19 protein-coding genes and 1 rRNA gene (1 of these 20 running past the window's edge) are annotated in these 22,596 nt (G+C 59.0%); 7 read left to right on the top strand and 13 right to left on the bottom strand.

The window, feature by feature from the left end; translation table 11 throughout:
• Positions 1 to 90: 90 nt before the first annotated feature.
• Positions 91 to 1,104, bottom strand: a complete 1,014-nt coding sequence (locus tag PSH65_RS28350; RefSeq protein WP_305423735.1) for a zinc-binding alcohol dehydrogenase family protein — start codon at positions 1,102 to 1,104, stop codon at positions 91 to 93.
• 118 nt (positions 1,105 to 1,222) lie between these two features.
• Between PSH65_RS28350 and PSH65_RS28345 the strand changes: the two genes are divergently transcribed.
• The 3 genes from PSH65_RS28345 to PSH65_RS28335 all read left to right on the top strand — a co-directional run bounded on the left by PSH65_RS28345 (position 1,223) and on the right by PSH65_RS28335 (position 4,721).
• On the top strand, positions 1,223 to 2,152 hold the full coding sequence (locus PSH65_RS28345) for a LysR family transcriptional regulator (protein WP_305423733.1): 930 nt from the start codon (positions 1,223 to 1,225) through the stop codon (positions 2,150 to 2,152).
• Between the two features lie 315 nt (positions 2,153 to 2,467).
• On the top strand, positions 2,468 to 3,202 hold the full coding sequence (locus tag PSH65_RS28340) for a helix-turn-helix transcriptional regulator (protein ID WP_305423732.1): 735 nt from the start codon (positions 2,468 to 2,470) through the stop codon (positions 3,200 to 3,202).
• A gap of 136 nt (positions 3,203 to 3,338) precedes the next feature.
• Positions 3,339 to 4,721, top strand: a complete 1,383-nt coding sequence (locus PSH65_RS28335) for an MFS transporter (protein ID WP_305423731.1) — start codon at positions 3,339 to 3,341, stop codon at positions 4,719 to 4,721.
• Between the two features lie 134 nt (positions 4,722 to 4,855).
• Here PSH65_RS28335 and PSH65_RS28330 read toward each other — a convergent pair whose 3' ends face one another.
• The 6 genes from PSH65_RS28330 to PSH65_RS28305 form a co-directional block, all read right to left on the bottom strand.
• Complete coding sequence (locus PSH65_RS28330) at positions 4,856 to 5,806, bottom strand: adenosine deaminase (protein ID WP_305423730.1); 951 nt, start codon at positions 5,804 to 5,806, stop codon at positions 4,856 to 4,858.
• An 81-nt stretch (positions 5,807 to 5,887) separates the two neighbouring features.
• Positions 5,888 to 6,853 carry a 2-oxoglutarate and iron-dependent oxygenase domain-containing protein gene (locus PSH65_RS28325; RefSeq protein WP_305423728.1) on the bottom strand — a complete coding sequence of 322 codons (966 nt, stop codon included), beginning with the start codon at positions 6,851 to 6,853 and terminating at the stop codon, positions 5,888 to 5,890.
• 161 nt (positions 6,854 to 7,014) lie between these two features.
• Complete coding sequence (locus tag PSH65_RS28320; protein ID WP_305423726.1) at positions 7,015 to 8,097, bottom strand: BMP family ABC transporter substrate-binding protein; 1,083 nt, start codon at positions 8,095 to 8,097, stop codon at positions 7,015 to 7,017.
• Between the two features lie 255 nt (positions 8,098 to 8,352).
• Positions 8,353 to 9,711, bottom strand: a complete 1,359-nt coding sequence (locus tag PSH65_RS28315; protein ID WP_305423724.1) for an 8-oxoguanine deaminase — start codon at positions 9,709 to 9,711, stop codon at positions 8,353 to 8,355.
• A 256-nt stretch (positions 9,712 to 9,967) separates the two neighbouring features.
• A complete protein-coding gene (locus PSH65_RS28310; RefSeq protein ID WP_305423722.1) occupies positions 9,968 to 10,654 on the bottom strand; it encodes an SDR family oxidoreductase in 687 nt (228 codons plus the stop codon).
• Positions 10,655 to 10,679: 25 nt separating this feature from the next.
• The gene (locus PSH65_RS28305) at positions 10,680 to 11,030 is read right to left on the bottom strand and encodes a MerR family transcriptional regulator (protein ID WP_095053005.1); all 351 of its coding nucleotides are present in this window, start codon (positions 11,028 to 11,030) and stop codon (positions 10,680 to 10,682) included.
• Between the two features lie 82 nt (positions 11,031 to 11,112).
• Between PSH65_RS28305 and PSH65_RS28300 the strand changes: the two genes are divergently transcribed.
• Positions 11,113 to 11,535 carry a hypothetical protein gene (locus PSH65_RS28300; protein ID WP_305423716.1) on the top strand — a complete coding sequence of 141 codons (423 nt, stop codon included), beginning with the start codon at positions 11,113 to 11,115 and terminating at the stop codon, positions 11,533 to 11,535.
• A gap of 80 nt (positions 11,536 to 11,615) precedes the next feature.
• Here PSH65_RS28300 and PSH65_RS28295 read toward each other — a convergent pair whose 3' ends face one another.
• The 6 genes from PSH65_RS28295 to PSH65_RS28270 form a co-directional block, all read right to left on the bottom strand.
• Entirely contained in the window at positions 11,616 to 12,542 is a 927-nt protein-coding gene (locus PSH65_RS28295) for an ABC transporter permease (RefSeq protein ID WP_305423714.1), read from the bottom strand.
• Entirely contained in the window at positions 12,542 to 13,648 is a 1,107-nt protein-coding gene (locus tag PSH65_RS28290) for an ABC transporter permease (protein WP_305423713.1), read from the bottom strand. The genes PSH65_RS28295 and PSH65_RS28290 overlap by 1 nt, the downstream gene beginning before the upstream one ends.
• A gap of 11 nt (positions 13,649 to 13,659) precedes the next feature.
• Positions 13,660 to 15,225, bottom strand: coding sequence for an ABC transporter ATP-binding protein (locus tag PSH65_RS28285; RefSeq protein WP_305423712.1), 1,566 nt, complete (start codon positions 15,223 to 15,225; stop codon positions 13,660 to 13,662).
• 621 nt (positions 15,226 to 15,846) lie between these two features.
• Positions 15,847 to 16,428: a YigZ family protein gene (locus PSH65_RS28280; protein WP_305423711.1), complete on the bottom strand. Its 582-nt coding sequence runs from the start codon at positions 16,426 to 16,428 to the stop codon at positions 15,847 to 15,849.
• A gap of 7 nt (positions 16,429 to 16,435) precedes the next feature.
• On the bottom strand, positions 16,436 to 17,086 hold the full coding sequence (locus PSH65_RS28275) for a TetR/AcrR family transcriptional regulator (RefSeq protein ID WP_305423709.1): 651 nt from the start codon (positions 17,084 to 17,086) through the stop codon (positions 16,436 to 16,438).
• Positions 17,087 to 17,269: 183 nt separating this feature from the next.
• Positions 17,270 to 18,190 (bottom strand): LysR family transcriptional regulator, encoded by a 921-nt coding sequence (locus PSH65_RS28270; protein ID WP_008006295.1) that lies wholly within the window; start codon positions 18,188 to 18,190, stop codon positions 17,270 to 17,272.
• Positions 18,191 to 18,330: 140 nt separating this feature from the next.
• Between PSH65_RS28270 and PSH65_RS28265 the strand changes: the two genes are divergently transcribed.
• The 3 genes from PSH65_RS28265 to PSH65_RS28255 all read left to right on the top strand — a co-directional run.
• Positions 18,331 to 19,680: an aspartate aminotransferase family protein gene (locus PSH65_RS28265; RefSeq protein ID WP_305423707.1), complete on the top strand. Its 1,350-nt coding sequence runs from the start codon at positions 18,331 to 18,333 to the stop codon at positions 19,678 to 19,680.
• Between the two features lie 64 nt (positions 19,681 to 19,744).
• A complete protein-coding gene (locus PSH65_RS28260; RefSeq protein ID WP_305423706.1) occupies positions 19,745 to 21,238 on the top strand; it encodes a CoA-acylating methylmalonate-semialdehyde dehydrogenase in 1,494 nt (497 codons plus the stop codon).
• A 623-nt stretch (positions 21,239 to 21,861) separates the two neighbouring features.
• Positions 21,862 to 22,596: ribosomal RNA gene (locus PSH65_RS28255) — 16S ribosomal RNA — on the top strand (it continues 804 nt past the right edge of the window).

Below are 22,596 nucleotides of genomic sequence, written 5' to 3'. Positions count from 1 at the left end.
TTCTCTGACTGACGGCAACAGGGGACGGCGAAGTACATCCCGGATATTTCGGTCATCCCCTGTAGGCGCTGTGATCTTTTGATCCTTGGGTCAGAACCCTTCAAGCACAATCTTGCCCTTGGACTTGCCGCTCTCCAGCAGTTCATGGGCACGACGCAGGTTGGCTGCGTTGATGGTCCCGAAGTGTTCGCCGACCGTGGTTTTCAACGTGCCCGCATCGATCAGCCCGGCGACGCGGTTGAGCAGTTTGTGCTGCTCGATCATGTCTGCGGTTTCGAACAGCGAGCGGGTGTACATGAATTCCCAGTGCAGTGACAGGCTCTTGCGCTTGAGCTTGGTCACGTCCAGCGACTTCGGGTCATCGATCAACGCCAGTTTGCCTTGCGGCGCCAACGCCTCTACCAGTTGATCCAGATGTTGATCGGTCTGGGTCAGGCTGGCGACGTGGGTCACATGCTCGAACCCCGCACGTTTGAGTTCTTCACTCAGCGGCTGGCTATGATCGATCACCTGGTCGGCGCCCAGGTCACGCACCCAGCTTTGGGTTTGTGCACGGGAAGCGGTGCCAATGACCTTCAGCCCGGTGAGCTGGCTGGCCAGTTGCGTGAGGATCGAACCCACGCCGCCAGCGGCACCGACGATCAGCAGGCTCTGGCCTTCATCGGTTTTGTCTTCGCGCACTTGCAGGCGTTCGAACAGCAGTTCCCACGCGGTGATGGCGGTCAGCGGCAGGGCGGCGGCTTCGGCGAAACCGAGGGTTTTCGGCATATGGCCGACGATTCGCTCGTCCACCACATGCAACTCGCTATTGCCGCCGGCACGGGCGATGGAGCCGGCGTAGAACACCTTGTCGCCAGCCTTGAACAAGGTCACTTCGCTGCCGACAGCCTTGACCACACCGGCCACGTCCCAGCCCAGCACCTTTGCCGCGCCACCTTCAGGCTGGACGTTCTGGCGGACCTTGGTGTCCACCGGGTTGACCGAGATGGCTTTGACCTCCACCAACAGGTCGCGCGGGCCGGCGACCGGTTCTGGCAGTTCGATGTCTTGCAGGGATTTTTCGTCGCTGATGGGCAGGGAGGCGTAGTAGGCAATGGCTTTCATGGTGGGTTCCTCAGAGGGAATGATTTCGATGGGACAGATGATTGGTTATTTCCCGGCAAGATAAAACCCGCTAAAAGAGCAGTCTCTTTCAATATTTTTTTGATAATCGGGGCTGACGATGTTGCGTTTCGATGACTTGCAGTTGTTCGTTCGGGCTGCGGACCTGGGCAGTCTGTCGGCGGCGGCGCGGGTGATGGATATGTCGGCGGCAGTGGCCAGTGCGGCGTTGAAGCGCATCGAACAGCAACTCGGCGCGCGCTTGCTCGCCCGTTCTACCCGCAGCCTGCGCCTGACCGCTGAAGGCGAGGGCTTTCTGGAATACGCCCGGGCAGCCTTGAGCAATCTCGATGAGGGCCGCCGCTTGCTGGCCAGCGGGCAAGATCAGGTCAGCGGGATTTTGCAGCTGTCGGCGCCTTCGGATTTCGGTCGCAACCTGCTGTTGCCATGGCTCGACGAGTTTCAGCGCGAGCATCCGAAACTCACGGTACGGTTGCTGCTGGGCGACCGCATCGCCGACCTGTTCCGCCAACCGGTGGACATTGCCCTGCGTTATGGCGAGCCGGAAGACTCGAGCCTGGTGGCGTTGCCCATCGCTGCGCAGAACCGTCGCGTGCTCTGTGCAGCGCCGAGTTATCTGGCCCGGCATGGCGAACCTCGGCATCTGGAGCAACTGGCTCAGCACAATTGCCTGTTGTTCATGCTCGGCAGCCGGGTCCACGATCACTGGAGTTTCCACGATGGCAAACGCGAAGTGAGCCTGACGGTCAGTGGCGATCGCTTCAGTGACGACGCCGATGTTGTGCGTCTGTGGGCCGTAGCGGGGGCGGGGATTGCGTATAAGTCCTGGCTCGATGTCGCCGCCGATGTACTGGCCGGTCGGTTGAAAGTGCTGATGCCGGAACTGCTCTGTGAGCGCGCACCGCTGAATTTGCTGTGCGCCCATCGCGCACAATTGAGTAAGCCGGTGAACCTTTTGCGGGAAATGCTTGCCAGCCGATGCGCTCGTATAAGCAGTCAATTTCCGACGAAATCGGATGTCGATCATTAGTCGCAGGCAAATAGCGAAATTTCTGTCAGGAACTATCACCACCAATGGGCCCCCGAGGGCAGGAACCGGCGGTTAACCCGCTTATACTAGCGCTCGCCTGATGTACGCACCGTCGACCTCGCAATGGCGAGTTCAGGTTCGATTCGGTCAGACCCAATGGTCATCACCGGACCTTCATTGCACCCGCGAAGCAATGGCCTGGGTGAGTGGGTGGCTTTACCGGTTTATGACGGTTTTCGCGTCTTGGCCGACGACACATTACTGGTCAAGATGTCTCTGAGCAGTAGACGAAACGATTCAACAGGGAGTGAATACATGGAACATGCACCTTGCATCAGCCAGATCGCCACATTGCTGGCTGACCCAAAGCGCAGCGCAATGATGTGGGCCTTGATGGACGGCTCGGCGCGGCAAACCGAAGAGCTGGCGTTGCTGGCCGGCCTGTCGCCGTCTTCGGCCAGTGCGCATTTAGGGCGTTTGTCCGCCGGAGGTCTGTTGAAAGTCGAAACCCGTGGACGCAAACGGTTTTTCCGGCTTGCCGCGCCCGAAGTCGGCGCCGCGATAGAGGCCTTGGCCAGCGCGACCCTGGCCAGCGCGCCTCGGGACATTCCAGAGGTTTTCAAACGCACCAGCCCTATCGCCAAACCTCAGGCGGCGCCTTCGTCACTGCTGCGGGCCAGACTCTGCGACGACCATCTGGGCGGTACCCTGGCCGCCGACCTCTACCAGCGTCTGCTGGATGCGGGCTGGATCGAGCAATTCGATCAGCGGGTCATGATCACTCACAAGGGCGCTACACAATTGGCAACACGCGGTGTGTTCATCCAGGCGCTGGCTCATCGCAACAGCAGAGTCGCCTGCGCTTGCCCGGACTGGAGCGAAAGACGCCCGCACATGGGGGGGGCGCTGGGCGCTGCGTTGTTGCAGCTGTTCATGCAGTCCGGCTGGTTGAGCCTGCCCAACGATTCGCGAGCCTTGCAGATCACCGCTGCGGGGCAGCGGGAAATCCATCGATTCGCCAAGGAAACCGAGCTGGAAATGGCGTTTTAGAGCCATTGAGGTGCGACGTCCGGGATCTTTGTTTCAGGCGTCGTTCAGAGCTGTGGACAGGTCGCATTTAGCAATAATCCCCAGCCGCTATCGCGCACACTCGATCCGGGGATTTTCAGGATTGGGGGAATGTGGCATGGAAACACGAAACTTCAGCGCGGCAGAACGATTGGAACGGCTGCCCATCAGCGGCTATCACCGCATCATTTTCATCATCATTGCCTTGGCGTTTTTCTTCGACTCCATGGACCTGGCGATGATGACGTTCCTCCTCGGCTCGATCAAAACCGAGTTCGGCCTGAGCACGGCGCAGGCCGGGTTGCTGGCCAGTTCGAGTTTCTTCGGCATGGTCGTGGGTGCATCGCTGTCCGGCATGTTGGCCGACCGCTTCGGGCGAAAACCGGTGTTCCAGTGGAGCATTGTGCTGTGGGGTATCGCCAGCTACCTATGCTCCACGGCGCAGAACGTCGAAACGCTGACGCTGTTCCGAGTCTTGCTGGGGATCGGCATGGGCATGGAATTCCCGATTGCTCAGTCGATGCTGTCAGAGCTGATTCCGGCAAAGCGACGTGGGCGTTACATCGCATTGATGGATGGTTTTTGGCCGCTCGGTTTCGTCGCGGCTGGAGTGCTGTCGTACTTCCTGTTGCCGGTGATTGGCTGGCGCGACATTTTTCTGGTGTTGGCGGTGCCGGCGGTGTTCGTCCTGGCGATTCGTTTTTTCATTCCCGAGTCTCCGCGCTGGCTGGAGCAGGCCGGGCATCATGATGCGGCGGATAAGGTCTTGCTCGGCATCGAAGATCGGGTCCGGGCTTCACTGGGCCGTGCGGATCTGCCTGAACCCATTCGCCTGCCACGGATGGCGAGTCAACCGGGCACTTTCTTCTCTGCGTTACGGGAGATCTGGTCGCCGCAGTATCGCCAGCGCACGATGATGATCTGGAGCGTGTGGTTCTTCGCTTTGCTGGGTTTCTATGGCCTGACGTCCTGGCTCAGTGCGTTGTTGCAACAGTCGGGTTTCGCCGTGACCCAGTCGGTGTATTACACGGTGCTGATTTCTCTCGGCGGGATTCCCGGTTTCCTCATGGCCGCCTGGCTGGTGGAGCGTTGGGGGCGTAAACCGGTGTGCGTCGTGACGATGCTCGGCGGCGGGATCATGGCGTTTCTTTATGGCCAGAGTGCGGTGTTCGGCGGCAACGTCAGTCTGTTGATTACCTCGGGGCTGCTGATGCAGTTCTTTCTGTTCGGCATGTGGGCCGTGCTCTACACCTACACCCCTGAGTTGTACCCGACATCGGCACGCGCCACGGGTTCGGGGTTCGCCTCAGCCATCGGCCGCGTGGGGTCGTTGCTCGGGCCGTTGGTGACCGGGCTGGTGTTCCCGATGACCGGGCAAGGCGGGGTGTTTGCGCTGGGGGCGATGTGCTTTGCGATTGCGGCGGGGGTGGTGTGGATGTTCGGGATGGAGACCCGGGGCAAGACGTTGGAAGAATTGAGCGAAGTAGAGATCGTCGGCTGAACACAGTTCCTGTGGGAGCGGCGGTGCGACGATTCGACTTGCCCGCGATAGCGGACTGTCAGCCGACTCGATGTTGAGACAGTTGGCCTCATCGCGGGCAAGCCCGCTCCCACAGTGTTTTGCGGTGTTACTTACTACTTTACCAGCCGCGCATCCAGGCTGTTCTGCGCCAGGCGCTTGGCCTGATCCTGGGTCATGCCCAGATCGGTGTACAGCGCGTGGAAGTTCTCGGTGACATAGCCGCCGAAGTAGGCCGGGTCATCGGAGTTCACCGTGACCTTTACACCGCGCTCGAGCATGTCGAGGATGTTGTGCTGGGACATGTGATCGAACACGCAGAGTTTGGTGTTCGACAACGGGCACACGGTTAGCGGGATCTGCTCGTCGATGATCCGCTGCATCAAGCGCTCGTCTTCGATGGCGCGCACGCCATGGTCGATACGCTGGATTTTCAGCAAGTCGAGGGCTTCCCAGATGTACTCCGGCGGGCCTTCTTCACCGGCGTGGGCCACGGTCAGGAAGCCTTCGCTGCGCGCACGATCGAACACCCGCTGGAACTTGCTCGGCGGATGGCCCATCTCCGAGCTGTCCAGGCCCACGGCGACAAACGCGTCGCGGAACGGCAGCGCCTGGTCGAGGGTTTTCTGCGCTTCGTCTTCACTCAAGTGACGCAGGAAACTGAGGATCAAACCGCTGGTGATGCCCAGTTGCTGCTCGCCATCCTTCAATGCGGCGGCGATGCCGTTGAGCACTACTTCGAACGGGATGCCACGGTCGGTGTGGGTTTGCGGGTCAAAGAACGGTTCGGTGTGAATCACGTTCTGCGCCTTGCAGCGCAACAGGTAGGCCCAGGTCAGGTCGTAGAAATCCTGAGAGGTGCGCAACACGTCGGCGCCTTGGTAATACAGGTCGAGAAACTCTTGCAGGTTATTGAAGGCGTAAGCCTTGCGCAGGGTTTCGACATCGCTCCACGGCAGGGCGATCTTGTTGCGTTCGGCCAGGGCGAACAGCAGCTCAGGCTCCAGCGAACCTTCCAGGTGCAAGTGCAATTCTGCCTTGGGCAGAGCGTTCAGCCAGTCGTACATTTTTGAAATCTCATCAGGTGCAATGAGGGCATTCTACAGATGCCCGCAGAAACAATGAGCAAAACCTGACCAGCCGGTTCATTACACGGCTTCCTGTTGCCGTCGATAGGCGTAGGTATCGGCGAAGCGCGACAGCAGGAATTCGGCGCAGGTGGTGGCCGGATACTTCGCCGGATGCCGTTCGTCCTGGCAACCGGGCAGGCATTCAATGGCGGTGTCGGGATGCGGTTCGGCAAAGAACGGCATCGAGTACCGATCCACTCCCAACGGGCTGATCACCCGGTGTGGCGTCGACAGGTAATGGTCGTTGCTCCAGCGCGCCATCATGTCGCCGAGGTTGACCACGAACGTGCCTTCGATCGGCGGTGCATCGATCCAATCGCCCTGCACATTGCGCACTTGCAGACCGCCAGCGGCATCCTGATAGAGCAGGGTGATGCAACCGTAATCGGTGTGAGCGCCGGCACCTTGCTGATCTTTGGTGCTGGCCGTGTGGCGCGGGGGGTAATGAATCATTCGCAGCACGCTGACCGGTTCTTTGAAGCGGCTATCGAAGAAGTCACGCTCGATGCCCAACGCCAGGGTCATGGCTCGCAGCAGGGTTTGAGCGAGCGCCTGCATGTCGACGTAGTGTTGCTCCATCAGCGATTCCCAACCGGGCATCGACGGATGACGGTTGGGACCGCGCAAAGGTTTTTCCGCAATAACCTCGGGATGATCAGCCGGCAGGTGCAGGCCCATGTCGAAGGTTTCTTTCAGATCGCTGGGTTTGCTGGGGTCGAGTTGCTCGGTGGCGATGGCGCCATAGCCGCGGTGGTGGCGGGTCTGGGTGATGTCGATCTTGAGTTTTTCAGTAGTGGGCAGGGCGAAGAAACGTTGGGCGTGGTTGAGCACGGCATCGATGCGCTCCGCCGAAATCGGGTGGCCCTTGATATAGAAAAAGCCCCATTCGCGGCAGGCGCGGTCGATTTGTGTGGCGATGGATTGCCAAGCGTTTTGATCTGCGTTGTAGAGCGGGCTGATGTCGATGATTGGGAGGCTGTTCATGCGATTGTCCTGAAGAGTACGCAGACCGGAAAACACTAGAAAGTCCTGTGGGAGCGGGCTTGCCCGCGATGACGTCTGCACATCCAACATCTTTGTTGACTGAAAGTCCGCTATTGCGGGCAAGCCCGCTCCCACAGGTACTGTGTTTTGGCTCAAAGGAATTACTTCGGCATCTGGGCCTTCATGCCTTCGACGTAGTAGTTCATCGACGCCAGTTGCGCATTGGTTGCCGTCGCGCTCGCCGGGATTTTCTCGACACCGGCCTGATCCTTGATCGGCCCGGTGAACGGATGCAGGGCACCGCTCTTGATGTCGGTAATGATCTGCCCGGCTTCGGTTTTCACCGCAGCTGGCACCAGGTCGCTGATCGGCAGCTCAACCGTGCCTTCCTTCAGACCGCCCCAGTAATCCTGGGATTTCCATGTGTGGTCGAGCACGCTTTGAGTCGCCTGAATGTAATGCGGCCCCCAGTCATTGACGATAGACGTCAGCACCGCTTTCGGCCCGAAGTGCGCCATGTCCGATGCATAACCAACGGCATACACACCGCGACGTTCGGCCGCCTGGATCGGTGCCGGGCTGTCGGTGTGCTGGAACACCACATCCACGCCTTGGTCGATCAGCGCGTTGGCGGCGTCGGCTTCCTTGCCCGGGTCGAACCAGGAATTGACCCACACCACTTTGATCTCGGTGCCCGGGTTGTACTTGTTCAGGGCCAGTTGAATGGCGTTGATGTCGCGGATGACTTCCGGGATCGGGAACGAGGCGACGTAGCCGACTTTCTTGGTCTTGGTCATCTTCGCTGCGAGGAAACCGCCGACGTAGCGGCCTTCATAAGTGCGTGCCAGGTAAGTGCCGAGGTTCTTGTCCTGCTTGTAGCCGGTGGCGTGTTCGAAGGTCACTTTGGGAAATTGCTTGGCGACTTTCAGGGTCGGGTTCATGTAGCCGAAAGACGTGGTGAAGATCAGATCGTAGTTGTCCTTGGCCATGTTGCGGATCACCCGCTCGGCATCGGCGCCCTCGGCGACGTTCTCCACATAGTTGGTGGTGATCTGCTCGCCGAATTTGTCTGTCAGCGCCTTGCGTCCCTGTTCATGCTGATACGTCCAGCCGTGGTCACCGATCGGGCCGATATAGACGAAGCCGACTTTCAGCGGGTCGGCGGCACTGGCGGTCAGACTGGCGCTCAGACCGATGGCTGCGGCGACAGCGCAAAACAGCTGCTTCAACGGACGTTTTTGCATGAACTGGAACTCCATTTTGTTGTGAGATGGAGGAGGGCAATGCAAATTGCTGACCAACAGGACAACAAATGGATCGAAATCGCGTAACGGCCATCGCGGGCAAGCCTCGCTCCCACATGACCTGCGTAAATCCCGTAGGAGCGAGGCTTACCCGCGAAGAGCCCCTGACGACCACCACAGAACCATCCCGGTGCGCCCTCACCAATCCACGCCATCCACTGGTGCGGGCGTCTCCCACATTTGTTTGGTGTTGTGTCAGGTACCGGCGATCAACTGCCGAGCTGCCTGGCTGTGATCGGCAATCAACCCTTTCAGATCCAGTCCTTCAACCTGCCCGTCGATCACCCGCCACTTGCCACCGACCATCACCCGGTCCGCCCGATCTGCGCCGCAGAGCAGCAGCGCCGACACCGGATCATGGCTGCCGGAGAAGCGCAGTTCATCCAGTTTGAACAGCGCCAGATCCGCCTGCTTGCCCACCGCCAGTTCACCGATATCGCTGCGCCCGAGCAAACTCGCCGAGCCTTTGGTCGCCCAGCCCAGCACCAATTCCGGCGTAATTTTTTCCGCGCCGTAACGCAGCCGCTGGATGTACAGCGCCTGGCGGGTTTCGAGGATCATGTTCGACGCATCGTTGGATGCCGAACCGTCTACGCCCAGACCCAGCAGCGCACCCGCAGCGGTCAGGTCCAGCGTCGGGCAAATGCCGGAAGCCAGGCGCATGTTCGAACTCGGGCAATGGCAAATGCCCGTGCCGGCCGCGCCGAGTCGGGCGATTTCGTCGGGGTTGAAATGAATGCCGTGGGCCAGCCAGGTACGCGGCCCGAGCCAGCCGACGCTGTCCAGATAATCAACGGTGCGCAGACCGAAACGCTGCAGGCAGAAGTCTTCTTCGTCGAGGGTTTCCGCCAGGTGCGTGTGCAGGCGCACGTCGAGGGTGTTCGCTAGTTCGGCGCTGGCGGACATGATTTGCGGGGTCACCGAGAACGGTGAGCAGGGCGCCAGCGCGATCTGAATCTGCGCCCCATCGCCGCGCTCGTGGTACGCGGCGATTAGACGTTGGCTGTCGTCGAGGATCACTTCGCCTTCCTGGACGGTTTGCTGCGGTGGCAGGCCGCCGTCTTTTTCGCCAAGGCTCATGGAACCGCGAGTGAGCATGGCGCGCATCCCCAGTTCGCGAACACTCTCGACCTGCACATCGATCGCGTTTTCCAGGCCTTCCGGAAACAGGTAATGGTGGTCGGCGGCTGTGGTGCAACCGGACAGCAGCAATTCGGCCAACGCGACTTTGGTGGCGAGGGCAAGTTTTTCAGGGGTAAGGCGAGCCCAGACCGGATAGAGGGTTTTCAACCACGGGAACAACGGCTGATTAACCACCGGTGCCCAGGCACGGGTCAGGGTTTGATAGAAGTGGTGATGGGTGTTGATCAGCCCTGGCAGGATCACGTGTTCGCGAGCATCGAAAACGTGGTCACAGGGCGCGGACGGTTGCTGGCCGGCGGCAAGCACTTCGACGATCAAGCCGTCTTGCACAACCAGACCGCCACGGGCATCGAGCGCGTTGGCCGTGAAAATGGCGAGGGGATTTTTTAACCAGGTACGGGTCGCAGGCATGGTGGCCGGCTCCTCTGAAAGTTGGGTTCAGGGTTGCCAGCTCAGTGTTGCCCTGTCTGCTGATCCAGGGTCGCCGCGGGGGGGGGGCGAGGTGCGGAGTTTCGAACAAAAAAGCTTCGCGGGCAAGCCTCCCCGACCAGACGATGCAGAACCCTGTGGGAGCCGGGCTTGCCCGCGATGCAGGCACCTCGGTCTTTCAGTGATATCGAGGTGATGCTATCGCAGGCAAGCCCGGCCCCCACAGGGGAATGTGGTGTTACCAGGGAATGGTCTCACCCCGGTAATTCACAAAATGATGCCCGCCCTTGCCGGCATACGCATTCACCTGATCAATCAACCCGCGGGTACTGGTTTCAACATCAATGTCCGCGCCTTCACCGCCCATATCAGTCTTCACCCAACCCGGGTGCAGCGACAGCACGGTGAGTTTCTGTTCGCCCAATTGCGTGACGAAGCTGTTGGTCATGGAGTTCAGCGCTGCTTTACTGGCCTTGTACAGCGCCAGTTCCGGCGCGTCGGGCATGGTCACACTGCCCAGCACCGAACTCATGAACGCCAGCACGCCGCTGTCTTCACGAATTTGCCCGACGAAACGCTGAGCGAGGTTGATCGGCGCCACGGCGTTGGTGAAGAACAGCTGACCCACCTCGGCCAACGTCGCGCCGCCCGGCGTCTGGACCTCCGGCCCCTTGACCCCGGCATTCACGAACAACAGATCGAACACCTCGCCTTTGAGTTGCTGGCTAAGGGCGATGACTGCTTGCTGATCGTCCATGTCGAGTTTTTCGATTTGCACATTGCCTAACGCTTGCAAGGCTTCGGCGCTCTGCGGGTTGCGCACGGTGGCGGTGACTTGCCAACCATCGGCCAGCAGGGTTTTCACCAGACCGAGGCCCAAGCCCCGGGAGGCGCCGATGATGAGTGCGTTTTTTGCCTTGGACATGAATGGCTTCCTTGATGGATGAAAATCACGGATTCAAAGGACAACGTTGGCTCAGCCGATGTTGCAGTTCCTGACGCAAGACATCGAGTTCTGCGATGCGAGTTTCGATCAGGTTCAGTTTGTCTTGCAGCAGTTGGGTAACGGCATTGGCTGGGTCGGGCGCCTGCCACAACGCGGCGACGCTGCTGCCGATCTCGCCGAGGGTAAAGCCCAGTCGCTGAGCGGTCTTGATGTACAGCACCAGCTGCACCATCTCCGCCGGATAGTCGCGATAACCATTGGCGCTACGTTGCGCGGCGATCAATCCGCGCTGCTCGTAAAAGCGCAATGTGTCGCGGCTGACAGCGCTGGCCTGGGCTAATTCACCGATGCGCATCTTGAGGTCTCGAGAGGGCTTGACCCTGGAGCATACTCCAGGCTTTAGCCTTGTTGCTCCCTGAATTTATGGAGCAATGCCGATGTGGACTTCAACGCAATATCGTCAAGTAGTGCGGGGCAGTGCGTGGTACGACCTGATCGTGACTGCTGCTTTTGTAACGCCGTGGAGTTTTGCGGCATTGCATGGCGTGTTCTTGAGCCTGAGCCAGACTTTCAATTTGCCTGGCGAGCTACCACCGTTCGAGCCGATGCACATGCTGATGGCGAATTTGTTGGGTTCGATTGTGTGTGTCTGGGCGGTGTTGCGGATTCGTGATCCGCAGCAGGTATTTGGGCGGTATGACGCGGTGGGGAGGTTTCTGTTTTCGGCTTGGCTAGCTTATGCCTTGGCCCATGGGGCGAGTTCGCTATTGGTGATTTTCCTGTTTTTTGAATTGGCGTGGGGCGTTGTTCAAGTGTTGCCTGTTCGGGCGCCTTCGCGGGCAAGCCCGCTCCCACAGTGATTTTGGTGAACACGGAATTTTCGACCGACACAAAACCTGTGGGAGCGGGCTTGCCCGCGATGAGGCCCTTGAAGCCTCCGCTAATGCCCGGCCCGCCACGGCTGCCCCAACGAAACCGGCGCATACAACCGTGTGCGCACGGCATCCCGGGACAACAGCACCAACACCACAATGGTCGCGACATAAGGCAGCATCGCCAGCAGGCTCGACGGGATCGCCAGCCCTAACCCCTGCGCCACCAAATGCAGGATGCTGGCGAGACCGAACAGATACGCTCCGAGCAACAATCGCCACACCCGCCAACTGGCAAACACCACCAGCGCCAGGGCAATCCAGCCGCGACCGGCACTCATGTTTTCCGCCCACATCGGCGTGTAGGCCAGGGATAAATAAGCCCCGGCCAACCCCGCCATCGCCCCGCCAAACAGCACCGCCAGCGTACGCACTCGCAACACCGCCAAGCCCATGGCGCTGGCGGCATCCGGGTTTTCGCCGACTGCTTGAATAATCAACCCGACGCGACTTTTCAGAATCACCCAGGCCACTAACGTGAACAGCGCGAACGACAGGTACACCAACAAGTCCTGGGCAAACAGCATCCGCCCGATCAGCGGGATTTCACTCAACAACGGAATCGCCACCGGCTCGAAACCCGCCAACGGTTTGCCAACCCACGCTGCGCCGACAAAGGTCGACAGGCCCACGCCGAAGATCGTCAACGCCAACCCGGTCGCCACCTGATTGGCGTTGAACACCAGCGCCACCAGGGCAAACAGCGACGACAACAGCATCCCGGCGAGCATCGCCAGCAACACGCCAAGCCAGAGGTTGCCGCTGTTCAGCGCGACGATGAAACCGATCACCGCACCAAACAGCATCATGCCTTCCTGACCAAGGTTGAGGACGCCGCTCTTCTCGCAGATCAACTCGCCCAGCGCCACCAGCAACAACGGCGTACCGCAGCGAACCATGGCGTAGAAAATATTGCTCAGCAGATCGATATCCATCACAAGGCTCCTGCGTGTACAGCGGTGGTCGAAGTGCGCCGTACCCAGCACAGGTTCAGACGCGGGCGGTAGAGAATCAGCACGTCACTGGCCAGCAGGAAAAACAGCATCATCCCTTGGAAAAGTTGAGTGATCGCTTGCGGCAGGTTCATGCTCATCTGCGCGCTCTCGCCACCGATGTACAGCAGCGCCATCAACAAGCTGGAAAACAGGATGCCGATGGGATTCAGCCGCCCGAGAAACGCTACGGTGATCGCCGCATAGCCGTAACCCGGCGAGACTTGCGGCACCAATTGACCGATCGGCCCGGTGACTTCGCAGACCCCGGCCAACCCCGCCAGGCCGCCGCTGATCAACAACGCCAGCCAGATCAGCCGCTTCTCGCGAAAGCCGACGAAACCTGCGGCGCGCTTGTCCAGCCCGAGTACTTTGATCTGGAAGCCGACAAAGCTTTTCTGCAGTAACACCCACACCGCCACCAGCGCGAGCAAGGCGAAATACACCCCCGCATGAACCCGACCGTCCTCCATCAACAGCGGCAGTCGACTGGCATCGCCGAACATCGCCGACTCTGGAAAGTTGAACCCGGCCGGGTCCTTCAGCGGGCCGTGGACGCAGAACAGCAGCAGGTTCAGGGCGATGTAATTGAGCATGATGCTGGTGAGGATTTCATTGGCGTTGAAGCGCGTGCGCAACCACGCCGTCAGTCCGGCCCATGCAGCACCGGCCAAGGTGCCGACCAGTAGGATTAGCGCCAGCGCCCAGCGACTTTGCATATCGATGATGTTTACCGCCAGCGCACTGCCAGCGAGGGCGCCGAGCAGCAACTGACCTTCGGCGCCGATATTCCAGATCCGCGCCTGATACGCCACCGCCAGGCCCAATGCGCAGAGCAGAATCGGCAGCGCTTTGACCAACAATTCGGAGACGCCGTACAAGTCGCTTATCGGTGCAATCAGCAACGTGTGCAAGGTCAGCAACGGATCGTGGCCCAGGGCGATAAACAGAAGCGAGCCACAGCCCAGCGTCAACACGGCCGCCAGTAACGGCGAGCACCACACCATCAGGCGAGATTGCTGGCCACGGGGTTCGAGAGAAAGCAGCATGTGACACTCCGTTAAAGCGTGACGGGGGCAGGTGATTGAGGTGTGTCGAACTGGCCGGCCATCCAGCCGCCAACGTCGATCAGGCGGGTGTCGACGGTAGCCTTCAGGGGCGACAATCGACCTGCGCACAACGCAGCGAGGCGGTCGCTGATCTGGAACAGTTCGTCGAGGTCTTCGGAGATCACCAGGATCGCCGCGCCAGCATCGCGCAAGGCAATCAACGCCCGGTGAATGGTCGCGGCTGCGCCGACGTCCACGCCCCAGGTCGGGTGCGCGGCCACCAGCAATTTAGGCTGTTGAAGGATTTCCCGGCCGAGGATGAATTTCTGCAAGTTGCCGCCGGACAGGCTGCGAGCCGGAGCCTGGGCATCGGGTGTCTTGACCCCGAAGCGGCGGATAATGTCTTCGGCCAGCGCTTCGACCTTGCCGCGCTGGATCAGCCCATTGCTGACCAGCCCCTGTTGAAATGCAGTGAGCAGGGCGTTATCTGCCAGGCTCAGCTCCGGCACCGCGCCGTGGCCCAGACGCTCGGCAGGGACGAATGCCAGGCCAAGTTTACGTCGTGCATCCGGCCGCAGATGCGCCACCGGTTGCCCGCCGAAACTGATCGTTGCGCTGTCATCGCGGGACAGTCGTTCTTCTCCACTGAGCAAGGCCAGCAACTCATCCTGACCATTGCCGGCCACTCCGGCGACCCCCACGATTTCGCCGCTGCGCACGTCGAGATCAATGTCCTTCAGGGAGCAGCCGAACGGGTCCGGGTTATGCCAGGACAATCCCGTCACATTCAAAAAAGAATCAGCGCCAATGACCTTTGGATACTCGGTGATCAGCTCGGCGGCTTCACCGACCATCAAGTGCGCCAGTTGCCGATCCGAGCACTGCGCCGGCACGCAATGCCCGGCCACCCGGCCGCCGCGCAACACCGTGGCGCTGTGGCACAACGCGCGTACTTCGCCGAGCTTGTGGCTGATAAACAGAATGCTGCAGCCCTCGGTCGCCAGTCGGCGCAAAGTGACGAACAACTCATCCGCCTCTTGCGGAGTCAGTACCGATGTCGGCTCATCGAGAATCAACAGGCGGATGTCTTGCATCAGGCAGCGAATGATTTCCACCCGCTGACGCTCGCCGATGGACAGGCTGTGGACAAGTCGCTCCGGTTCCAGGGCCATGCCGTAGCGTTGGGACACTTCACGAATCTTCGGCTCAAGCTGCTTCGGTGTTCCCGCCGCCGCGCCCATTGCCAGCGCGATGTTCTGTGCCACGCTCAGGGTTTCGAACAGCGAGAAGTGCTGGAACACCATACCGATCCCGAGGCCGCGAGCCTGGGCCGGGTTGCGCATGGTCACGCGCTGGCCCTGCCAGATCATCTCCCCTGAGTCGGCGTGAGCGACGCCGTAGATGATCTTCATCAGTGTACTTTTGCCCGCACCGTTTTCGCCGAGCAGGGCGTGGATTTCACCGGGTGCAATGCTCAAGTCGATGGCATCGTTGGCCAGGCAACCGGGGTAACGTTTGCTGATTCTGCGCAGTTGCAGGCGAGGTATTTGATCGGGGATCGGCACAGGGTTGGACATGACAGGCTCAGGTCGACAGAAGTTATGCCTGGGGATAAAGCAATTTCCTGGCCATTGAGTCAGGAAATTGGCAAGGCCTTGCTGGCATAGGCGTTGTGGGCGGTCCTTGTCATATTCCAATTCCGAATCAGGCACCACTTGAGGGCACGTTCTTTGATCAGGCTCCGGTTTTGCGCGCGGTGAATTGATCAAAAAACGAGCAGTAGCCTGCAAGCTATGTCAGACAGGGGGCAGCGCCAGCCATGAACGGGTTATCCACAGGTTGTTCCACAGTATCTGTGCGCAAGCCGACCGGAGGGGCATAAGCACTGAGGGGCTTTCTACTAATGGCGATAAACCGCTCTAACTGATTGTTTTTACGTGGAATAAATGTTGTTGCTGGGGATTTGGATGAAAAATGAGCAAAGCCCGCAAAGCCGCATGACAGAAGGGTTACAGCGGAATGTGCTCAGGTTATCCACAGCCGGGTGCACAGCAGATGTGGGCAAGTATCGAATGCAGGGCAAATCGGGGCGCCCCAAAAGATCGCAGCCTTCGGCGGCTCTCACAGGATTGCATTCCTTACTCAAGTACACGGTCGGAATAGGAGCTGCCGAAGGCTGCGATCTTTTGATCTTTCTTTTATCGCTGCAACAAAATGCGCCCGCGACTCAAATCCGCCAGCTGCATCTGCAAGGTCTCTATCTGCCGATCGCCGATCGCCAATTGCAGTTCCACGCCATTGGCCGTGAAGGTTTCTTCCACGACCAAACCGCCCAGTTCCGCTACCCGAAGCTTCACCAGGGCCAACTCGCCAAACGCACAGGCACAACTGACCGGCACCCGGCTGATCAGCTCGACCTTCGGCGCCCCTTGCAGGCATTTGTTGGCACCGCCGCCATAGGCCCGGGCGAGGCCGCCGGTGCCCAGTTGAATGCCGCCATACCAGCGGATCACCAGTACCGCGACCTGATCGCAATCCTGCGCTTCGATCGCTGCCAGAATCGGCCGTCCAGCGGTGCCGCCGGGTTCGCCATCGTCAGTGCTGCGGTATTGATCGCCGAGCTTACAGGCCCAGCAATTGTGCGAGGCGCTCAAATCACTGTGCTGCTCGATGAACGCTTGAGCATCAGCTGCGCTGGTGATTGGCCCGGCGAGGGTGATGAAGCGGCTTTTGCGAATCTCTTCGCGGTATTCGCAAAAGCCGCTGAGGGTAAAAGGCATAGGTGTCTTAGATAGCAGGCGTCAGGCCGCAGCCTTTGAGAATGATGCGGATCAGGTTGTTGCCGGCGTCTTCCATGTCTTGCTTGGTCAACTTGGTGCGCCCGGTGACACGGCAGATCTGCGTGGAAAAATCGGCGTAATGCTGGGTGCTGCCCCACAGCAGGAAGATCAGGTGCACCGGGTCGACCGGGTCCATTTTGCCGGCGTCGATCCACGCCTGAAACACCGCCGCCCGGCCCTGAAACCAGATGCGATAGTCCTGGTTGAAATGCGCGCTCAGGCATTCGCCGCCGCTGATGACCTCCATGGCGAAGACCCGCGAAGCCTGTGGCTGGCGCCGGGAGAACTCCATTTTTGCGCGGATGTATCGCGTCAATGCTTCTGCCGGATCATCCTCGACAGTCAGGGTATTGAAGGTGCTGTCCCACAATTCAAGGATGTTACTCAGCACCGCCACGTACAAACCGAGTTTGTTGGTGAAGTAGTAATGCAGATTCGCTTTGGGCAACCCGGCATTCTGCGCGATGGTGTTCATGCTGGTGCCTTTGAACCCGTGACGGGCGAACTCGTCTTCGGCGGCTTTGATGATGGTCTCTTCGTTCTTCTGACGAATGCGGCTGGCGGGTTTGCCGCCGTGGGCTGGGACTTCAAAGGTCATAGGCACTTCCGAACAGGTAAATGGGTGCAACCAGATGCGTTGATAGCGCACCCGCAGGCCGCAGACAAGTCCTGTTGCGATAAAACCTGAACACCATAATCCCTGTGGGAGCGGGCTTGCTCGCGAAGGCGGTGTGTCAGTCGATATTTATGCAACTGACACACCGCCTTCGCGAGCAAGTGTTCAGCGCGTCGCCGCCAGGCTTTCCAAAAAGCTCTCCAGAACCAGATGCGGGCGACGGCCCTTGCGTGTAACCGATGCGAGGCTCAGGTCATAAAAACGTGCCTTGGGTTTCAGCGCACGTAATCTGCCTTGCTGCACCCAAAGGCTGGCGTAGTGATCCGGCAGGTAACCGATGTAGCGCCCGGTCAGAATCAGAAATGCCATACCTTCGCGATCCGATGCACTGGCGGTGCAGTTGAGCGCCTGATAGTGGGCCTGAATCTCGGCGGGTAAGCGGAAAGTCGGGGCGATGGCGTCCTGGCTATTGAGGCGTTCATCGTCCAATTGTTTGTCGTCGACATAGAACAACGGATGGCCGACCGCGCAATACAGCAGCGAGCGTTCGCTGTAGAGCGGTTGATATTCCAGCCCCGATAGCGCGCTGGCTTGCGGCACCACGCCGACATGCAAGCGACCGTCGAGCACGCCTTGTTCGACTTCATTGGGCGCGATCATGCGGATCTGGATCTGTACGTCCGGGCCACGCTCCTTCAACTGCGCCAGGGCATGAGTAATGCGCATATGGGGCAGGGTGACCAGGTTGTCAGTCAGGCCGATGGTCAACTCACCGCGCAAGTGTTGGTGGAGGCCGTTGACCTCGGTGCGGAAACTTTCCAGCGCACTTAATAGTTGCAGCGCTGATTGGTAGACCTCGCGGCCTTCTTCGGTCAGGGAAAAACCGGCGCGACCTCGCTGGCACAGACGCAGGCCCAGGCGTTGCTCCAGATCGCTCATCTGCTGGCTGATCGCCGAGCGACCGATCCCCAGCACCGATTCTGCCGCGGAGAAGCCGCCGCATTCCACGACACTGCGAAAAATCCGCAACAGGCGGATATCAAAGTCACTGACTTGCGCCAGCGGATCGGGACGACGGCTGCTCATGCTTTGTTTACTCAAAGTTTAGTAGCTGGCTGACTGAAGGTTAGAAAAGTTGGATTTCATCGACTTTATCCCCGTGGCAATTTAGCTGCAAGAACGCTTTTGATCTCCACGCCGCTTATTTGCTCTGCGAGGTTTTGCCCATGAACGTGCCTGAAAACGCCCCGACTTCCCTGGCCAGCCAGCTCAAGCTCGATGCTCACTGGATGCCCTACACCGCGAACCGCAATTTCCAGCGCGACCCGCGACTGATCGTGGCGGCCGAGGGCAGTTGGCTGACAGACGACAAGGGCCGCAAGGTCTACGATTCGCTCTCGGGTCTGTGGACCTGCGGCGCCGGGCACACCCGCAAGGAAATCCAGGAAGCGGTGGCCAAGCAATTGGGCACCCTCGATTACTCGCCGGGCTTCCAGTACGGTCATCCGCTGTCGTTCCAGTTGGCCGAGAAAATCACCGACCTGACCCCAGGCAATCTGAATCACGTGTTCTTCACCGACTCGGGTTCCGAGTGTGCGGACACGGCGGTGAAAATGGTTCGTGCCTACTGGCGCCTGAAAGGCCAGGCGACCAAGACCAAGATGATTGGTCGCGCTCGTGGTTATCACGGCGTGAACATCGCCGGCACCAGCCTCGGCGGCGTGAACGGCAACCGCAAACTGTTCGGTCAGGCGATGATGGATGTCGATCATCTTCCGCACACCTTGTTGGCGAGCAATGCTTTCACTCGTGGCATGCCGGAGCAGGGTGGTATCGCGCTGGCGGATGAATTGCTCAAGCTGATCGAACTGCACGATGCCTCGAACATCGCAGCGGTATTCGTCGAGCCATTGGCCGGCTCCGCTGGCGTGCTGGTTCCGCCGCAGGGGTACCTCAAGCGTCTGCGCGAGATCTGCGATCAGCACAACATCCTGCTGGTGTTCGACGAAGTGATCACCGGTTTCGGTCGTACCGGTTCGATGTTCGGTGCCGACAGCTTTGGTGTGACGCCGGACCTGATGTGCATTGCCAAGCAAGTCACCAACGGCGCGATCCCGATGGGCGCAGTGATTGCCAGCTCCGAGATCTATCAGACCTTCATGAACCAGGCGACGCCTGAGTACGCGGTGGAATTCCCGCACGGCTACACCTATTCCGCACACCCGGTGGCTTGCGCCGCAGGCTTGGCAGCACTCGACCTGCTGCAAAAGGAAAATCTGGTGCAGAGCGTGGCGGAGATCGCACCGCATTTCGAAAACGCACTGCACGGTGTGAAGGGCAGCAAGAACGTCATCGACATTCGTAACTACGGGTTGGCCGGTGCTATCCAGATTGCGCCTCGCGACGGCGATGCCATCGTTCGTCCGTTCGAAGCCGGCATGGCGCTGTGGAAAGCCGGGTTCTACGTGCGCTTCGGCGGCGACACCCTGCAGTTCGGCCCAACCTTCAACAGCAAGCCGCAAGACCTCGATCGCCTGTTCGACGCGGTCGGCGAAGTGCTGAACAAGATCGACTGATTTTTCCCTCTCTATAAAGGCGTCCTTTAGCGGGCGCCTGTGGACAACTTTTCAGGAGCCCCGCATGAGCCTTATCCCGCATTTGATCAATGGCGAACTGGTGACCGAAGACGGTCGTACGGCCGACGTGTTCAACCCGTCCACCGGTCAGGCGATCCATAAGCTGCCATTGGCCAGCCGTGAAACCATTCAAAAAGCCATCGACTCGGCCAAAGCTGCGTTTCCGGCCTGGCGTAATACTCCGCCGGCCAAGCGTGCTCAGGTGATGTTCCGCTTCAAGCAATTGCTGGAACAGAACGAAGCCCGCATCGCCCAACTGATCAGTGAAGAACATGGCAAGACCCTGGAAGATGCGGCCGGTGAATTGAAGCGCGGGATCGAGAACGTCGAGTTCGCCTGTGCTGCACCGGAAATTCTCAAGGGCGAGTACAGCCGTAACGTTGGGCCGAACATTGATGCCTGGTCGGATTTCCAGCCATTGGGCGTGGTGGCCGGTATTACCCCGTTCAACTTCCCGGCCATGGTGCCGCTGTGGATGTATCCGCTGGCGATCGTCTGCGGTAACTGCTTTATCCTCAAACCGTCCGAGCGCGATCCAAGCTCGACGCTACTGATTGCTCAGTTGCTGTTGGAAGCCGGCCTGCCGAAAGGCGTGCTGAGTGTGGTGCATGGCGACAAGGCTGCGGTGGATGCCTTGATTGAAGCGCCGGAAGTCAAAGCCCTGAGCTTTGTCGGCTCGACGCCGATTGCCGAATACATCTACGCCGAAGGCACCAAGCGAGGCAAACGTGTCCAGGCGCTGGGCGGGGCGAAAAACCACGCGGTATTGATGCCGGATGCGGATCTGGATAACGCAGTCAGCGCATTGATGGGCGCGGCGTACGGTTCGTGCGGTGAGCGCTGCATGGCGATCTCGGTGGCCGTGTGCGTCGGTGATCAGGTGGCCGATGCGTTGGTGGCCAAACTGACTCCGCAGATCAAGGCGTTGAAAATCGGTGCCGGTACGACCTGTGGCCTGGATATGGGACCGCTGGTTTCCGGTCAGGCTCGCGATAAAGTCAGTGGCTATATAGAAGACGGCGTTTCAGCAGGTGCGACTTTGGTGGTGGATGGTCGTGGTCTGAGCGTGGCCGGTCATGAGGAAGGTTTCTTCCTGGGCGGTTGTCTGTTCGATAACGTCACGCCAGAAATGCGCATCTATAAAGAAGAGATCTTTGGGCCAGTGCTGTGCGTTGTTCGGGTCAACAGCCTGGAAGAAGCGATGCAACTGATCAACGATCACGAATATGGCAATGGCACCTGCATCTTTACCCGTGATGGGGAAGCGGCGCGGTTGTTCTGCGATGAGATTGAAGTGGGCATGGTCGGCGTCAACGTGCCGTTGCCGGTGCCAGTGGCTTATCACAGCTTTGGCGGTTGGAAGCGTTCGCTGTTTGGCGATTTGCATGCGTATGGTCCGGATGGCGTGCGTTTCTACACTCGTCGCAAGGCTATTACCCAGCGCTGGCCGCAGCGAGCGAGCCATGAAGCTTCACAATTCGCATTCCCTAGCTTGTAAGTAGAAGGGAAGAAGGCCGACCTCTTGAGGTCGGCCTTCGTGTTTTCGGGGTTTTTGGGCTTATATGACAGAAATGTGAAAATTGGTGTTGACGGCAGATTCTGGAAGTCTATAATTCGCCCCACTTCCGGCGCAGTCGAAACGGAAAACTCCTTGGTAAACAAAGAGTTACGCGATTTTCGGCAGTGGTTACGCTTCAGTTCATCGAAGCCAGAAGGAGTTGGTAGGGCAGTGTGTTTTCGCCTTATCGACGGTTCGATCTTCTCGGTCGAAAGCGGAGAAAAAGAGGTGTTGACAGCAGCGAGTAACGCTGTAGAATTCGCCTCCCGCTAACGAGAGATCGGAAGCGCAAGTGGTTGAAGTTGCAAAGGAAACTTTGAAAGCTTCTGAAAATAACCGCTTGACAGCAACAGAGGCTGCTGTAGAATGCGCGCCTCGGTTGAGACGAAAGATCTTAACCAACCGCTCTTTAACAACTGAATCAAGCAATTCGTGTGGGTGCTTGTGGAGTCAGACTGATAGTCAACAAGATTATCAGCATCACAAGTTACTCCGCGAGAAATCAAAGATAACCAACGATTGCTGAGCCAAGTTTAGGGTTTCTTAAAAACCCAAAGATGTTTGAACTGAAGAGTTTGATCATGGCTCAGATTGAACGCTGGCGGCAGGCCTAACACATGCAAGTCGAGCGGCAGCACGGGTACTTGTACCTGGTGGCGAGCGGCGGACGGGTGAGTAATGCCTAGGAATCTGCCTGGTAGTGGGGGATAACGCTCGGAAACGGACGCTAATACCGCATACGTCCTACGGGAGAAAGCAGGGGACCTTCGGGCCTTGCGCTATCAGATGAGCCTAGGTCGGATTAGCTAGTTGGTGAGGTAATGGCTCACCAAGGCGACGATCCGTAACTGGTCTGAGAGGATGATCAGTCACACTGGAACTGAGACACGGTCCAGACTCCTACGGGAGGCAGCAGTGGGGAATATTGGACAATGGGCGAAAGCCTGATCCAGCCATGCCGCGTGTGTGAAGAAGGTCTTCGGATTGTAAAGCACTTTAAGTTGGGAGGAAGGGCAGTTACCTAATACGTAATTGTTTTGACGTTACCGACAGAATAAGCACCGGCTAACTCTGTGCCAGCAGCCGCGGTAATACAGAGGGTGCAAGCGTTAATCGGAATTACTGGGCGTAAAGCGCGCGTAGGTGGTTCGTTAAGTTGGATGTGAAATCCCCGGGCTCAACCTGGGAACTGCATTCAAAACTGACGAGCTAGAGTATGGTAGAGGGTGGTGGAATTTCCTGTGTAGCGGTGAAATGCGTAGATATAGGAAGGAACACCAGTGGCGAAGGCGACCACC

The organism is Pseudomonas sp. FP603 (genome assembly GCF_030687415.1).
Taxonomy (GTDB): Bacteria; Pseudomonadota; Gammaproteobacteria; order Pseudomonadales; family Pseudomonadaceae; genus Aquipseudomonas; species Aquipseudomonas wuhanensis.
Note: the sequence above shows the minus strand (reverse complement) of the source record. Positions and strands in the feature narration are given on the sequence as shown.

Excerpts from the sequence above, each read along its gene's own strand:
- PSH65_RS28280 (WP_305423711.1), bottom strand. The coding sequence starts at position 16,428 with ATGCCTTTTACCCTCAGCGGCTTTTGCGAATACCGCGAAGAGATTCGC.
- PSH65_RS28305 (WP_095053005.1), bottom strand. The coding sequence starts at position 11,030 with ATGCGCATCGGTGAATTAGCCCAGGCCAGCGCTGTCAGCCGCGACACA.
- PSH65_RS28295 (WP_305423714.1), bottom strand. The coding sequence starts at position 12,542 with ATGGATATCGATCTGCTGAGCAATATTTTCTACGCCATGGTTCGCTGC.
- PSH65_RS28320 (WP_305423726.1), bottom strand. The coding sequence starts at position 8,097 with ATGCAAAAACGTCCGTTGAAGCAGCTGTTTTGCGCTGTCGCCGCAGCC.
- PSH65_RS28265 (WP_305423707.1), top strand. The coding sequence starts at position 18,331 with ATGAACGTGCCTGAAAACGCCCCGACTTCCCTGGCCAGCCAGCTCAAG.
- PSH65_RS28260 (WP_305423706.1), top strand. The coding sequence starts at position 19,745 with ATGAGCCTTATCCCGCATTTGATCAATGGCGAACTGGTGACCGAAGAC.
- PSH65_RS28350 (WP_305423735.1), bottom strand. The coding sequence starts at position 1,104 with ATGAAAGCCATTGCCTACTACGCCTCCCTGCCCATCAGCGACGAAAAA.
- PSH65_RS28285 (WP_305423712.1), bottom strand. The coding sequence starts at position 15,225 with ATGTCCAACCCTGTGCCGATCCCCGATCAAATACCTCGCCTGCAACTG.
- PSH65_RS28275 (WP_305423709.1), bottom strand. The coding sequence starts at position 17,086 with ATGACCTTTGAAGTCCCAGCCCACGGCGGCAAACCCGCCAGCCGCATT.
- PSH65_RS28270 (WP_008006295.1), bottom strand. The coding sequence starts at position 18,190 with ATGAGCAGCCGTCGTCCCGATCCGCTGGCGCAAGTCAGTGACTTTGAT.
- PSH65_RS28300 (WP_305423716.1), top strand. The coding sequence starts at position 11,113 with ATGTGGACTTCAACGCAATATCGTCAAGTAGTGCGGGGCAGTGCGTGG.
- PSH65_RS28315 (WP_305423724.1), bottom strand. The coding sequence starts at position 9,711 with ATGCCTGCGACCCGTACCTGGTTAAAAAATCCCCTCGCCATTTTCACG.
- PSH65_RS28330 (WP_305423730.1), bottom strand. The coding sequence starts at position 5,806 with ATGTACGACTGGCTGAACGCTCTGCCCAAGGCAGAATTGCACTTGCAC.
- PSH65_RS28345 (WP_305423733.1), top strand. The coding sequence starts at position 1,223 with ATGTTGCGTTTCGATGACTTGCAGTTGTTCGTTCGGGCTGCGGACCTG.
- PSH65_RS28290 (WP_305423713.1), bottom strand. The coding sequence starts at position 13,648 with ATGCTGCTTTCTCTCGAACCCCGTGGCCAGCAATCTCGCCTGATGGTG.
- PSH65_RS28310 (WP_305423722.1), bottom strand. The coding sequence starts at position 10,654 with ATGTCCAAGGCAAAAAACGCACTCATCATCGGCGCCTCCCGGGGCTTG.
- PSH65_RS28340 (WP_305423732.1), top strand. The coding sequence starts at position 2,468 with ATGGAACATGCACCTTGCATCAGCCAGATCGCCACATTGCTGGCTGAC.
- PSH65_RS28335 (WP_305423731.1), top strand. The coding sequence starts at position 3,339 with ATGGAAACACGAAACTTCAGCGCGGCAGAACGATTGGAACGGCTGCCC.
- PSH65_RS28325 (WP_305423728.1), bottom strand. The coding sequence starts at position 6,853 with ATGAACAGCCTCCCAATCATCGACATCAGCCCGCTCTACAACGCAGAT.